12 protein-coding genes, 1 pseudogene and 1 riboswitch are annotated in these 15343 nt (G+C 31.9%); of the genes and pseudogenes, 8 read left to right on the plus strand and 5 right to left on the minus strand.

The features are described 5' to 3' along the window. Window positions 1-6: 6 nt before the first annotated feature. From GXK57_RS05655 to GXK57_RS26990, 3 genes and pseudogenes are all read right to left on the minus strand, one after another. Window positions 7-975: a P1 family peptidase gene (locus tag GXK57_RS05655; RefSeq protein WP_160672784.1), complete on the minus strand. Its 969-nt coding sequence runs from the start codon at window positions 973-975 to the stop codon at window positions 7-9. A gap of 72 nt (window positions 976-1047) precedes the next feature. After that, complete coding sequence (locus GXK57_RS26985) at window positions 1048-1434, minus strand: ECF transporter S component (RefSeq protein ID WP_347709082.1); 387 nt, start codon at window positions 1432-1434, stop codon at window positions 1048-1050. Beyond that, a pseudogene (locus tag GXK57_RS26990) lies at window positions 1420-1806 on the minus strand (ECF transporter S component); the annotation flags it as partial. The gene GXK57_RS26985 and the pseudogene GXK57_RS26990, both read right to left, overlap by 15 nt. A 711-nt stretch (window positions 1807-2517) precedes the next feature. Here GXK57_RS26990 and GXK57_RS05665 point away from each other — a divergent pair. The 7 genes from GXK57_RS05665 (at window position 2518) to GXK57_RS05695 (ending at window position 12396) form a co-directional block, all read left to right on the plus strand. After that, window positions 2518-3195, plus strand: coding sequence for an HD domain-containing protein (locus GXK57_RS05665; RefSeq protein WP_160672790.1), 678 nt, complete (start codon window positions 2518-2520; stop codon window positions 3193-3195). Between the two features lie 393 nt (window positions 3196-3588). Continuing rightward, complete coding sequence (locus GXK57_RS05670) at window positions 3589-4290, plus strand: VTT domain-containing protein (protein ID WP_160672793.1); 702 nt, start codon at window positions 3589-3591, stop codon at window positions 4288-4290. 299 nt (window positions 4291-4589) lie between these two features. Then, window positions 4590-5735, plus strand: coding sequence for a cysteine desulfurase family protein (locus tag GXK57_RS05675; RefSeq protein ID WP_160672796.1), 1146 nt, complete (start codon window positions 4590-4592; stop codon window positions 5733-5735). After that, entirely contained in the window at window positions 5732-6886 is a 1155-nt protein-coding gene (gene thiI, locus GXK57_RS05680; RefSeq protein WP_160672799.1) for a tRNA uracil 4-sulfurtransferase ThiI, read from the plus strand. The genes GXK57_RS05675 and thiI overlap by 4 nt, the downstream gene beginning before the upstream one ends. 257 nt (window positions 6887-7143) lie before the next feature. After that, window positions 7144-8817 (plus strand): alpha-glucosidase, encoded by a 1674-nt coding sequence (locus GXK57_RS05685; RefSeq protein WP_160672802.1) that lies wholly within the window; start codon window positions 7144-7146, stop codon window positions 8815-8817. A gap of 234 nt (window positions 8818-9051) precedes the next feature. Next, a complete protein-coding gene (locus GXK57_RS05690; RefSeq protein ID WP_160672804.1) occupies window positions 9052-10740 on the plus strand; it encodes an alpha-glucosidase in 1689 nt (562 codons plus the stop codon). Between the two features lie 138 nt (window positions 10741-10878). Then, window positions 10879-12396, plus strand: coding sequence for an alpha-amylase family glycosyl hydrolase (locus GXK57_RS05695; RefSeq protein ID WP_160672806.1), 1518 nt, complete (start codon window positions 10879-10881; stop codon window positions 12394-12396). Window positions 12397-12631: 235 nt separating this feature from the next. Here GXK57_RS05695 and GXK57_RS05700 read toward each other — a convergent pair whose 3' ends face one another. Then, window positions 12632-13057 carry a GtrA family protein gene (locus GXK57_RS05700; RefSeq protein WP_160672808.1) on the minus strand — a complete coding sequence of 142 codons (426 nt, stop codon included), beginning with the start codon at window positions 13055-13057 and terminating at the stop codon, window positions 12632-12634. Between the two features lie 139 nt (window positions 13058-13196). Continuing rightward, window positions 13197-13298, plus strand: a riboswitch (purine riboswitch). A gap of 159 nt (window positions 13299-13457) precedes the next feature. Here GXK57_RS05700 and GXK57_RS05705 point away from each other — a divergent pair. Continuing rightward, entirely contained in the window at window positions 13458-14855 is a 1398-nt protein-coding gene (locus tag GXK57_RS05705) for an NCS2 family permease (protein ID WP_160672810.1), read from the plus strand. Window positions 14856-14937: 82 nt separating this feature from the next. Here GXK57_RS05705 and GXK57_RS05710 read toward each other — a convergent pair whose 3' ends face one another. Next, window positions 14938-15186, minus strand: coding sequence for a hypothetical protein (locus GXK57_RS05710; protein ID WP_160672812.1), 249 nt, complete (start codon window positions 15184-15186; stop codon window positions 14938-14940). Between the last annotated feature and the right edge of the window lie 157 nt (window positions 15187-15343).

A 15343-nucleotide genomic window follows, 5' to 3' on the forward strand; every position in this document is an offset into this window, starting at 1 on the left:
GCTTAATTACTTTATTTTATCAGAATAAGCTTTAAAGCCATAGTCTGAGGTTGCATTTTTTACTCCTTTAAGTATTGCTTTTTCCATAACTCTAGCCGCTAAAAGACCAACTACATTTATATCAGCCTGTACCTTGTTAGTAGCCATGGTAAAGATAGTGTCACCATCAACCATAGTATGAGCTGGTCTCATGGTCCTTCCAAAACCATTGTGAGCCATGGAAGCAATCTTATTAGCTTCAGCTTTAGTAAGTATTGCATTAGTGACTATAATTCCAATGGTTGTATTTCCATTGAATACATTATTCTTTTTCGAATACTGAGATATCATAACTTCTTCTGTATTAACAAAGTTTTGAAGCTCACTGTCCAGAGCTCCAGCTATTATTTCATTGGTGGATGGATCTATTACATCACCAAGGCAGTTTACTGCGACAACCGCTCCAACCTTTAATTCACCTACTTGCATTGCATAGGTGCCAAGTCCACCCTTCATTGAGTACTGAGGTCCTAGTATCTTACCAACAGTTGCTCCTGTTCCTGCACCGATATTGCCGTTTATATCCTCTTTATAATTTTCAGAATTTATACAGGCATCGAAGCCCATCTTTTTATCAGGTCTTACTTTTCCGTTACCGCAAACTAAGTCAAAAAGAACTGCTTGACATACTATAGGTACTTTGGTTACTGATACATCAAAGCCTATATCGTGATTTTCTAAATATTTCATAACTCCAGAAGCTGCATCTAGTCCAAAAGCACTTCCACCAGATAGAACTACTGCGTGGATCTTATCAACCATTTCAGTAGGATTTAATAAATCAGTTTCTCTAGTACCAGGTGCACCTCCTCTTACATCTACACCAGCAGAGGCACCTGCTTCACATATTACAACTGTGCAGCCAGTACCGGCTTCAAAGTTTTGGCTGTGACCCATTCTGATTCCATCTATGTCTAAAAAGTTTATTTCTTTCATTTTTAAAGCTCCTTTCTTGGATATATAGGTAAAAAAGTGTGCTGCTATTTTCATAGCTACACACTTTCAGTATTATTTTCTTATTTTGATTAATGCAGATACTACAGGAACTATAATTATAGTTGATATTATTGCTTCAGGAGTACCGTTTGTCATTCCTATAAGTGCTATAGCTTTTCCTGCGGTACTAGGATTTATGCTTATAGCTTTTGCAAATTTATCAACATAGAGTACATAAATTAAGGTTAATACTAAAACTGTATTTGTTAGTGTTCCAAGTAAAGAAGCTGTACCTATTGAAAGGACCTCGCTTTTTTCACTCAATTTATATTTTATGAATAAGAAAGTTAACACAACAAAAACAACTGCTGCAATTGTACAACTTATATATATAGAAAAGAATTTATTTAAGTTTAAGGCTAATTCTAATACAATTGATAGAAAGGCTATTACCGCCAGTCCAGAAGCCTTTGCATTTGCTTTTACAGCTTTCTTCATCCATATGAATACATAGTAACTCACAACACCAATTAATATTCTTGGGATAAGCGCTACTCTAGGGTCCATAAATACGAAACTAGTAGGCGTTGGAGCAGTAAATGCTTGATACATACTAAATAGTCCAAAGCATAAGCCTATTAATCCACCAACTATAGGCCCCTCAATAATGGATCCTATTATTACAGGTATGTGCATTATAGTAGCATTAACTGGTGGAATTTTAATAAATCCTAAACCACTTAATCCTAAAAAAATTGATATGGCAGCTAGCATAGCAGTAGTCACCATTTGTCTTGTGCTGAACTTTGATTTGTTTAAACCTCTTTCCATACTTTACCTCCGTTCTTATTCCTTAAATTATAGGATATAATTCGGCTTTTAATTAAAAAACCAATTAGTTCGGTTTCCTTATGAATACCGACAAATGTATTTTAGCATGTATTAAGTTTTTATCAAGTGATTTAAATAAAAAATAAAGTTAGCAGGATTTGTTTTACAATGGTGCTTGTTGGTATCACTGTGTTTGATACTTGTATAAAAAAGATTCAGAAAATAAAAACTTTCAGTAGTGGTTGTTCCTTTGTTTAAAAATTAACAATAATACTTGTTTTTATAAAAGATTAAGTTGAACTTTAGTGTTTGTAAAGTTTCGTACTATTTAGAAAAGTATATGTTATATAAAGCTGTGGACAGATATGTATATATAGCTTGAATTTATATATTTAAGAAAGAATAAAAAACAGATATAATGCTTAATACAAATAGTATAATCTCAACTAGTATAGTATTTGAAGTGATTGTTTCAGCTAAAAATGGGAAGTTTTTAAAGGGATATCCTCTAAGTGGATAATTTTTAAAATGTGGACTAAATTAAAAGATAGTATTTTTACAAAATATTATAATTAGAATACAAATACTTACATTTAATGCTATAATCTAATTAATTAATAGTGAAAATATTGACTTATTTATGAAAACTTATATATGTGATATTTATAGAAGAAATTAGGCAATAATAAATCATAGAATGGAGGTGTTAACTTGGAGAATATAGATATATTTAATGAGATTGAAAAGCATTTATTAGAAGATGATAGACCATCTAACTTTTTAGATAAACTTAAAAAAGATGGGACATTATATAAAAGACCCTTTGATATAATTGGTGGTTTAGATAAGATAGAGCAGGAGAAAAAGTTCCATCCTGAAGGCAATGTATGGAATCACACTATGCTTGTGGTTGATGAAGCTGCCTTAAGAAGAGATATTAGTGAGGATAAAAGGAGTTTGATGTGGTCAGCACTTCTTCATGATGTTGGAAAGATAAAAACAACTGTCAAAAGAAATGGAAGATGGACTGCCTATGATCATGATTCAGTGGGAGCTGAGATGAGTAGAAGATTTTTGAGAGAATTTTCTTCAGATGAGTATTTTAATGATAAAGTGGTAGGTCTTGTACGATGGCATATGCAAAATTTATATGTTAATAAGAGATTACCTTTTGCACAAATATCTAATATGGTTGATGACTGTTCAGTACATGAGATAATATTACTTTCTCTTTGTGATAGATTAGCTAGAGGGAAAATGAGCGAAGAAGAGATAGATGAAATTATAGAAAAGCTAGAAAAGTTTGTTGACACCATAGCATCCACTACTGGCGAGAGCTATGAAGGCATTAAAGAGGAAATATTGTTTAAGAGATTACAGCAGGTTTAAATAATGTATTTGTATATGATAGCATGGGTTATAGTAGATAGGCTTGCTATCTATTACAATAACATAATCAGGAAATACAATGAACTAGCTAAAATGGTAGAAGCTAGTTCATTGTGTTTTTATACTATTTTAACGATAAAATTCTATGAGAAAATAAAATAATTAAGATAAAATTAAGATAAAATTAATTTACTTTTTATTAATTCATAGTAAGATGTATATAGGAACATATGAAATGAACTTTTATAATTCCTATATCCAGTCACTTCGCTTTAAAGACTATTTTAATCACTTCTCTATTTTATGATAGGGTAAACTTAAAATATAGATGTTATCATGAAGTGATAAACTTATAAAAAGCATATAAGGTAGACTATCTAAGAGGAGGAGTTTATGAATAGACTGATAAGCTCATTAAAAAAGTACAAAGGAATAATCATTCTTGTACTGTCCATTATAGCCTTATTCTTATTGTTCTATATATTTAGAACACAGATACACAATATTACAGAAACTTTGAAGAATAACGAAAAGTTTAAGAGGTACCTACTTTCTTTTGGACCTTTGGCTCCAATAGTTTATACTTTTTTTCAATTTCTCCAGGTGGTTATATTTTTCATTCCAGGAGAAGTATTTCAAACAGCTGGGGGGTACGTATTCGGTACTATAGAAGCAACTGTATTATCTATAATCGGTATAAACTTAGGATCAGTAATATTATTTCAACTCACTAAAAAGTATGGAACTGGCTTTGTTAGTAAAGTAGTACCAGATATAGCCATAAAGCCTTTTGAAAAGATTATGAACACAGAGAGACTAAATCTTGTTGTTTTCTTGATATATTTCTTACCAGGGATACCTAAGGATAGCTCCATATTCCTGTGTGGCCTTTCAAAGGTTTCTTTGAAGGATTTCCTAATATACTCCACTTTAGGACGTTTGCCAATGCTTATATTATCAAGTTACTATGGCGCTAATTTGGCAATGGGCAACAGAATAGTAATTTATTCAGGAACAACTATATTCATAGCTTTAATAATAATAGGAATAGTGTTTAAAGATAAGTTATTTAAAGGTTTAGAGAAGGCTAGCTAAAAATAATAATATTAAATCGATTATGATGTTTAAAACATGCAAACTAGGAGGTTATCCTGTATGCATGTTTTTTTACTGTATATGGAAGTATAAGTTAAAGGATAATACTTACAGTTATTATTTAAACATTGAAAAAAAGAAGAATTTCATGTAAAATATTATATTTGATGATAAAAGATATTTTGTGATTGAATTTTGTATAGAGAGTTTATGACTAAGCGGAATATTAGCATTGTAATAAGTGTATATTTTTCGCAAAACAGATATTAAAGTATTGTATATACTGAGAGGGTGATAAGATGGAGGTGTATTTTGACAATAGTGCTACTACAAAGCCTATTGATGAAGTTATTGAAGCCATGAACTATGGGATGAGAGAATTCTATGGTAATCCTTCTTCCTTGCATAAGATGGGGATAAAGTGTGATAGAGAACTTCTAAGTTGTAGAGAGATACTAGCTAATATAATAAATTGTACTAAAGAGGAAATTTATTTTACCTCTGGTGGAAGTGAAAGTAATAATATGATAATAAAAGGACTAACTAAGCCTGGAAATCATATTATAATTTCTGGTTTTGAGCATCCAAGTGTTTTGAGTACTTGTAAGGAATTAGAGGAACATGGAGTAAAGGTTACTTATCTTGATGTTGATAATTTTGGACAAATAGATATAGAACAGCTTGAAGAAAGTATATGTAAGGATACAGTATTGGTATCTATTATGCATGTTAACAATGAAATTGGTGCTGTTCAAGACCTTGAGAAGATAGGAAAATTAGTAAAAGAAAGAAGTAAAAGAGCCAAATTTCATGTAGATGCGGTTCAAAGCTTCGGTAAGTTTAAGATAGATATTAAAAAGTCTAAAATAGACTCACTTTCTGTAAGTGCCCATAAGATACATGGTCCCAAAGGTACTGGATTTTGTTATGTTAGAAAAGGCCTTTCTTTGGCCCCTCTAGTAAGTGGAGGAGGACAGGAAAAGGGCTTTAGATCTGGTACAGAAAACTTGCCAGCAGTAATGGGAATGGTAAAAGCAGCACAAATAATTTATAAAAATATAGATGATAAGTTTAATAGGACTTTAGAGTTAAAGAGATATTTTATAAGTCGATTAGAAGATGTAAAAGATATAAGGATTAATAGTCCTTTAAATGATAATATATCACCATATATTTTGAATGTATCTTTTGTAGGAGTTAGAGCAGAAGTTCTTCTTCATCTATTAGAGGAAAAGGATATATATGTTTCAACAGGATCAGCCTGTTCCTCTAGACATATTTCAACTAAAGGCAGTCATGTGCTAAATGCTATAGGATTATCTGAAAAAGAAATAACTGGAGCAATAAGATTCAGCTTTTCAAGTTTCAATACAATAGAAGAAGTTGATTATGTTATAGAAGTATTAAAAAATTCATTAACTTTTTTAAGGAGAGTAAAAATATGAGAAAATTAATTCTTGTTAAGTATGCACCTGAGATATTTCTTAAGGGACTTAATAGAGGTAAGTTTGAAAGAAAGCTTAAGGAAAATATTAAAAAGAAATTAGCTGGGCTTGATTTCGAAATAATAGAAGATCAAAACAGATGGTTTATAAAGTGTGATGATTTAGAAGAGGCTAGCAAAAGAGCTAAAAACGTATTTGGAGTAATGGAGATTTGTATAGTTACTCAGGTTGAGAGAGATTTAGATGCTATAAAAGCATTAGCTCTTGAAAAAGTAAAGGAAAGCGGAGCTTCGACCTTCAAGGTAGAAACTAATAGAGCTGACAAGCTGTTCCCATTTAATTCAATGGAAACTTCAAGAGGTGTTGGTGGATACGTACTTAATAAGCTAGAACATATATCAGTAGATATACATAATCCAGAATGTAGATTAAAGGTAGAAATAAGAGAAAAGAATGCTTATGTCTATACAAATAAAGACAAGATAAAAGGTGCGGGAGGACTTCCATATGGAATGAATGGAAGCACTATGCTTATGCTTTCAGGAGGTATTGACTCCCCAGTAGCTGGTTATCTTATGGCAAGAAGAGGCGTTGAGCTTAACTGTGTATATTATCATTCTCATCCTTACACTTCAGAGAGAGCAAAGGATAAGGTTAAAGACTTAGCTAAGATATTGGCTCAATATACTGAAAAAGTTAATCTGTATGTAGTACCTTTTACGGATATTCAAATGTCTATAATAGAAAAGTGCAGAGAAGATGAACTTACAATCATAATGAGAAGATTTATGATGAGAGTTGCATGCAAGCTTTCAGAAATAAAAGGAATACAATCTGTATCCAGTGGAGAAAGTATAGGTCAAGTAGCGTCTCAAACTATGGAAGGTTTGATAGTTAGCACAGATGTAGCAGATAGACCAGTCTTTAGACCTCTTGTAGCAATGGATAAGGAAGATATTATAGAAATAGCAAACAACATAGGTACTTTTGAAACTTCAATATTACCATATGAAGATTGCTGTACTATATTCGTTCCAAAGCATCCAAAGACAAAACCAAGAGTTGATGCTATAAGAAAGTCAGAAAGTGTGCTAGATATAGATGCGCTAGTTGATAAGGCTATAGAAAACTTAGAAAAGTATACATTTTAGTTTAATGACTAAGATATAAAAATTGTATAGTTAATGGATAAAAGATAAAGGTAGAATAACTATCTTTATCTTTTTCTATTTTAGTAGTTTTTTGCAGGTTTCAAGAATTTGAAAGAAAGATTTCTCTTCAAACATAACGAACACTTTGATAACTTTTACATTTATTCTTTAAAGCTCTTTTTAAAAGAAAATTAGTATGATAAAATAGTTGTGAAACCGTATGCACAAAAATATATTTTTTATAGAGGTGATACTTAATGGAACAAAAGTGGTGGAAAGAAGGCGTGGTTTATCAACTTTATCCTAGAAGTTTTAAGGATTCTAATGGAGACGGCATAGGTGATTTAAAGGGGATAATAGAAAAGTTAGATTATCTTAAGGAGTTAGGTATTGATATAATATGGCTTAATCCTATATACAAATCTCCCAATGATGATATGGGATATGATATAAGTGACTATAGAGAAATAATGGACGAGTTTGGAACTATGGAGGAGTTTAAGTTATTACTAGAAGGACTTCATCATAGAGGTATTAGACTTGTAATGGATTTGGTGGTTAATCATACATCGGATGAACATAAATGGTTTGTAGAAAGCAGAAGCTCCGTAGATAATAAATATAGAGATTATTATATATGGCAAAAAGGTAAGGATGGCAATCCTCCAAATAACTGGGGTTCATGTTTTAGTGGAAGTGCTTGGCAGTATGATGAAGTTACTGATGAATATTACCTTCATTTATTCTCAAAGAAGCAACCTGATCTAAACTGGGAAAATCCACAGTTAAGAAAAGAAGTCTATGATATGATGAAACATTGGTTCGAAATGGGTGTGGATGGTTTCAGAATGGATGTTATTAACTTTATATCTAAGGTTCCAGGGCTTCCAGACGGACCAAAGGGAGAAGGAGATCTATACGGTAACTTTGCTCCATATTCGATGAATGGACCAAGAATCCATGAGTTCCTACAGGAAATGAATAGAGAAGTTTTAAGTAAGTATGATGTTATGACAGTTGGAGAGTGTCCAGGGGTTTCACCAGAAATGGCTAAAACTTATGTAGGGAAAGATAGAAATGAGCTTAACATGATATTCCAGTTTGAGCTTATGGATATAGGAAAAGGCAGAACAAAATGGGAAGAAAAGAAATGGACGCTTAGAGAATTTAAAGGGATTATGAGTAAATGGCAAGAGCAACTAAGTGATGACGGTTGGAACTCTTTATTCTTAAACAATCATGATCAGCCAAGAATGGTATCTAGATTTGGAAATGATAAAGAATACAGAGTTGAATCTGCTAAGATGCTGGCAACAATGATCCATACCATGCAAGGAACTCCATATGTCTATCAAGGTGAAGAGATTGGTATGACCAATGTTAAATACTCTTCTATCGAGGACTATAAGGATTTGGAGATACTAAATGCTTATAAGGAGCTTGTTGAAGGTGGTCTTATGAAAAAGGAAGACTTCATGGCTGGAGTCTATAGAATGGGAAGAGATAATGCTAGAACTCCAATGCAATGGAATAATACCTTAAATGGTGGTTTTTCTACAGGAACGCCATGGCTTAAAGTAAATCCTAACTATACGGATATTAATGTAGAAGAAGCACTAAAAGATAGTAACTCTATTTTTCATTATTACAAAAAACTAATTCAACTAAGAAAAGAAAATCCGGTTATAGTATATGGAGAGTTCAAAGAATACTATAAGGACAGTGAAGAAGTTTATTGTTATAAGAGAGAACTTAATGGAGAAAGACTTCTAGTAGTATTAAATTTCTTTGATAATGAAGTGGAATTTACTGTACCTGAGGAGCTAATAGCATTAGAAAGAACTACAATTATATCTAACTATGGAGAGGTTTCAGTAGAGAATAACATAAAACTTAGGCCTTATGAAGCTATAGTTTATAAGCTTTATTAAAACTTAATTGTGAGTAATAGGATTATATACTAAGTATAAATAATCAAATACTAGGTACGTTCAGGAGATATAAATTATAAATAATCTTGATAAATGCAAGGAAGTATTTTATCTATTAAAAGTATCTTTATTGATTTATATATTTTACCTTGAACTGGTATGTTTCTACAGTTATAAGGCTAAATCTGTAGTGCTAATTGGAGAATAGAATTGATAACATAAGGAGGAATTGTGGTGGAAAGAAAGTGGTGGAAGGAAGGCGTAGCCTATCAAATTTATGTTAGAAGCTTTAAAGATTCCAATAATGATGGAATTGGTGATCTAAGAGGGATAATAGAGAAGCTTGATTATATAAAGTCCTTGGGAGTTGATATGATTTATTTAAATCCAATAAATAAGTCTCCTAATGATGATAACGGGTATGACATAAGTGATTTTGAAAATATAATGACTGAATTTGGAAGCTTAGCTGATTTTGATGAATTGCTAAGTGGCATTCATAGTAGAAATATGAGGCTAATAATGGATATGGTAATAAACCATAGCTCTGATGAGCATCCTTGGTTTATAGAAGCTAAGAAATCAAAGGATAATAAATATAGAGATTACTATCTTTGGAGCAAAGGAAGAGGAGAAAACCCACCAAATAACTGGGGATCATTTTTTGGAGGAAGCGCTTGGGAGTTAGATAAAAACACAGGAGAGTATTATCTTCATATATTCTCAAAAAAGCAGCCGGATTTTAATTGGAGCAACAAAAGCTTAAGAGAAGACATGAAGAAAATGATTAAGTACTGGATTGAAAAAGGCGTTGATGGATTTAGAATGGATGCTATTAATCATTTGGCAAAGGATATGAACTTCCCAGATGGCGAGATGAGGGAAGGGGCTCTGTACGGAGATTTTATTCCATATGTTCAAAACCTGCCAGAGGTCCATGACTATCTTAAGGAGCTAAGAAAAGATGTATTTACTGCTGATCAGGTTGTAATAGGTGAAACTGGAGGCATAAACTATGAAAATGCTCATGTTTACACAGGGTTGGACAATAAAGAACTTGATTTTACCTTCCATTTTGATATGCATAGTGTGGGCAAGGGTGAAAAACCTTGGGAGAGAGTAGAGATAGACTTAATAAAGGATATTAAAGAAAAAATGACAGGGTGGGCTACAAGAGAAGAAAATGAAGGTTGGTGCCCTATATTTTATTCTAATCATGATACTACTAGAACTGTTTCTAGATTAGGGGATGACAAAAAGTATCATGGACTTTCAGCTAAGATGCTTGCAACTCTTCAATTGACACATAAGGGAACTCCATTTATTTATTATGGAGATGAAATTGGAATGACTAATGCAGCTGATTTTCAGCTTGAAGACTATAGAGATATTTCAGTAAGTAATGGGTATAGGGAGTATGTTTTGTCAGGTCTTGTAAGCCATGAAAATTATGTTAAGGGGCTAAACCTTACTTCGAGAGATAACTCAAGAACTCCTATGCAGTGGAATGATAGAAAAAATGCAGGCTTTAGTGAAGTTAATCCTTGGATTAAAGTAAATTCCAATTATAACATCATTAATGTGGAAAAAGAAGAAAAGGATCAGAATTCTATTTTAAATTATTATAAGAAATTAACTTTACTTAGAAAAGAAGAGCTTACACTTGTTTATGGAAGCTTTAAGGAAATTGATGAGGATAATAAGTCTGTATATTCCTACGAAAGAAGCTTAGGTGGCAAGAAAATACTAGTTGTTTGTAATTTCTTCGGAAGGGATTCAGAAATAAATTTATCAGATGAAGTAGTTGAAAGCGGATATAAACTTAAACTTGATAACTATGGATTATATAATAATGGGAGTATAAAACTTCAAGAAAAGTTAGTAAAACTTAGACCTTATGAAGCTAGGATATATATAAATTAGGTGATATTAAGGCGTCGTTGAAATTAACTAGTCAGTGATGCGATGCTTTAATAATCTTAAGCAAGTAAGCAGTATTATTTGACAGGCTTCTAATACGTTATTAAGGGAAGTAGAATAATATATTTAAGGAGATTAATTATGAGAAAGAAAGTAAGTATAGCAATGGGTCTTATACTGATAGTTTCTTTATTTTTTGGTTGTTCTAAGCAAACGGTTGCGCAAAAGGATCAGCAAATTTATGATGGAAGAACTTTTTATGAAATCTTTGTAAGATCTTTTAATGACAGTAATGGTGATGGGATAGGCGATCTTAATGGAGTAACTGAGAAGTTAGATTATCTTAAGGATTTAGGCATTAACGGCATATGGCTTATGCCAATAAATGACTCACCTAGTTACCATGGGTACGATGTTACTGATTATTACAAAATAAATCCGCAGTATGGAACCATGGAGGATTTGAAGAAGCTTTTAGAGGAAGCTCATAAACGTAATATTAAGGTTTCTATGGATATGGTAATAAATCATACTTCTACAGAAAATAAATGGTTTAAGGAAGCTAGAGTGGACAAGAATAGCAAGTATAGAGATTATTATATCTGGAGTAATGATTCTAGTGTGGAAGATGTTATTTCAAAAATGAATACAAAGACTTGGACTAAAAATGATGTGTTAAATGACTACTATTATTCTATATTTTCTGAAAGTATGCCTGATTTGAATTATGACAACAAGGAAGTAAGGCAAGAGGTTAAAAATATAGCTAAATACTATATTGATATGGGCTTGGATGGCTTTAGATTAGATGCAGCTAAGTGGATATATGAAGATGATAGCAAGAACATTCAATGGTGGAAGGAATATAGCAGCTATTGCAAGAGTCTTAATAAAAACTTTATACTAACTGGAGAGGTCTGGGACAATCTTTATGCAATAGCACCGTATCAAGAAGCTTTAGACAGTACATTTAATTTCCCATTGGCTGATTCAATAAATAAAGGTTTAAGTAGCCAAAGTATTGAAGACTTGCCTTCTGAAATAAAAGATAACTATAGTATATTGAAAGATAAGAATAAGAATTTTGTTCCTGCTCCTTTTTTGAGCAATCATGATCAGAATAGAGTTATGAGCAACCTTGGAGATGTTGAAAAGGCTAAGATGGCTGCTGCTATGTACCTAACACTTCCAGGAACTCCATATATTTATTATGGTGAAGAAACTGGGATGACTGGAACAAAACCAGATGAACATATAAGAGAACCATTTATTTGGGATAATAAGGATACAAGTAAAAACACTAAATGGATGGATAGTACAAATGATATTGATAAGATTGCACTAAATGTTCAAAAGGAAGATAAAAACTCAATTTATAACTTTTATAAAAAGCTTTTAGAGCTTAGAAATAACTATAAGGCACTAAGACTTGGCGAAGTTGATAAGGTTGAAACTAATGATAGTGGAGTCCTTAACATGAAGAGAACTTACGATAAAGACAGCATATACGTTATAGTTAATAGTACCTCTGCTGATTGTAAGATTCCTCTTGAAAAAGGCAAGTATGAAGTGTTGCTTGACAATAAAGAAAATAAAAAGGTGAAAAGTAATGGTAGCTTAGAAGTAAAAGCAGGGGAAATCCTTATTATTAAGAAGTAAGCTTATATAGGATTTCATTACGGAAACTTAAGTTATGAATGTTCGAAAATCGTGCCTCTGAGGATTTTTACCACATGCATAACTTATTAGTTGAAGTTGGAACTCTATAAAGATGTACCACTTCAATGGAGAATATAGTCTTAATTATCCTCTGGGTTCTTACAGTAGAGTTTAAGAATATAAATTATTATGTATATTCAAAGAGTAAAGGTGAACAACATATTATTGTCCACCTTTACTCTTTGTTAAATATTATGAATTTATTCACAAGAAATCCTATTAGGCCTGTGGCCATAGCAGCTAACATAGCGCATATATTTGCCCACATATGTCTATGTAAGTGAAACACATTGTGCATGGTCATATAGGATATGATTACTGCATCTAAAAATGACAAAATACCTAGAAGGCTAACGTAGCCAAAGTAGGAAGAAGAATTTGAATCGCCTTTAAAAGTGAAATGTTTATTTAGTAAATAACCACTTGTAGAGTATATACAGAAGGATATTAACTTAAATAGAAAGTTTATTGGTCCGAAGTAACGTCCTGTAATGGTCCACAGTATGTTTAAGACTATTATATCTATAATAACGTTACTAGCTCCAACCATAGAATAAGTAATAAATTGTAGCAAAGCCTGCAGCTTAGAATTTTTGTTCATAATACACACTCCTAGTAGTTATTGCCTCTATTTAATATAACCGTTTTCTTGTTTAAATTCAACTGATATATTATGTCGAAATTATAAAGTTTTTGTTGATAAAATGTAGCGAGAGTGCTATTATAAAGCATGTACAAAAATATATAGAAAAATTTTTATCCATATATTTCTGATGATAAGGTTCAGAAGTCTCTACGAGAAAGCCGTAAAATTTCTCACTATGGGTAAATCAAAATGGTTAATGCCGTTATTTGATTTGCCTCAAATAACGGCATTTTTTATTCATTATGCCTTGAATTTTAGGTAAGCTGATAATAAGTATATATATAGAAAACTTAAAAGCTAATTCAAGTGCAAGAATAAATAGTATTATTTTTATTTTGAAGGGAGAAAACTTAATATGAACAATTTACTGGAGAAGCTGTTTAAACTTAAAGAGAATAAAACAGATGTAAAAACAGAGCTTCTTGGAGGGTTAACATCCTTTATCACTGTTGCTTATGCACTTTTGGTCATTCCTAATATTTTAAAGTTAAGTGGAATGAACATGGCAGGGTTAAAAGGTGATGAAGCTGCTAAGCTTCTTATTTCTAATGATCCTATTGTAGCATCTGCTTTTGCATCAACATGTCTAGCAGCAGCAATAGGAACACTTATAATGGCCTTTCGTGCTAATCTTCCATTTATATTGGCACCAGGCTTAGGATTAGTTTCATTCTTCTCGTTTAATGTTTGTTTGAACTTAGGATATACTTGGCAACAAGGGCTTGCTGCTGTATTTATATCTGGATTGGTATTTATTTTAATTACGTTAACTTCAATTAGAGAGAAGATAGTAATGGCACTTCCAAATAATTTAAAGCTTGCGATAACAGCAGGTATAGGTTTGTTTATAGCCTTAATTGGTCTTAAAAGCGGTGGAATAGTAGTTGCTAATCCCTCTACTTTAATGGCATTTGGAAGTTTTACAAATAAAGCTACTATATTAACTATCATTGGAATAATAATTATAGCTGTACTAATGGCTAGAAATATAAAGGGTTCGATATTAATAGGGATAGTTGCTACTACTTTAATAGGTATACCTATGGGAGTTACAACTATAGATCCTACTACTAAGATTTTTTCAATGCCAACTATAGGGGCTACATTTTTTGCGTTAGATTTTAAAGGGCTTTTATCTCATAATGGCTCAGGAATAGTAGGAGCATTCTTAAGTATAACTATGGTGGTAATAACCTTGAGTCTTGTTGATTTATTTGATTCTATAGGGACATTGGTTGGAACTGCAGGTAGAGCTGGTATGATTGATGAAGAAGGTAATGTTAAAAACCTTAGAAAGGCTCTTGAAAGTGATGCTTTAGCAACTACTATAGGTGGTCTACTAGGGACTACAACAATTGCTACAGTAGTTGAGTCTGCATCGGGTATATCTGAGGGTGCTAGGACTGGATTGGCAAACGTTGTTCCAGGAATACTGTTCATTATTGCTATGTTCTTTAGTGGAGTAGTTGGCTTGATACCATCAAGTGCTACAGCGCCAGCTCTTATAATAGTAGGCGTTCTTATGTTAAGCTCAGTTAAGGATATAGATTTTAGTGACTTTACAGAAGCTGTTCCTGCATTTTTCACTATAGCAATGATGCCTTTTTCATATAGTATAGCGAACGGTATAGCGACTGGCTTAATATTTTATCCACTTATGAAGGTTTTGAACGGAAAATATAAAGAAGTGCATCCTATTTTATATGTATTTGCAGTTTTATTTATAATAAGATTTGTTTTACTACCAGGCTAAATAAATTTATAGTTCTAACATTATAAATTGCATTGGTGTACAGATAAAAAAATTCACTGAAGTTGCTTCAGTGAATTTTTTATTATATTTCTATAAGTTTAGCTGTAACATATTCCAGAGAATTTAATTCCTCAGTTAATTTTATAATCTCATTTTTCTGATCACTTAATAGTTCAAGTAGTATCAAACCTGAAGCTGAGCAAGCATCTACTGAAGCTTCATGAAGTCCTAACCTTACTTTTATTATGCAGCCGTATCTAGTCAATATTTCTTGAACTGTTGGAGCTATCTTATTTCTTGGTGATAGCTTTATTGCCATTATTGTATACATAGAAAAACCTCCTAAAATTAATACTATTTGTAGTTTCTAATTTCAACAATTCTAATGATATAAATACTCCTATAACTACCATAAGAAAATCTAAATGAAAATGCTTTTCAAATTAAGAATTTCTAATATAATAAGAATATATATAATTTTATAGGAG

It is taken from the genome of Clostridium sp. C8-1-8 (assembly GCF_009928445.1).
GTDB lineage: Bacteria > Bacillota > Clostridia > Clostridiales > Clostridiaceae > Clostridium_AR.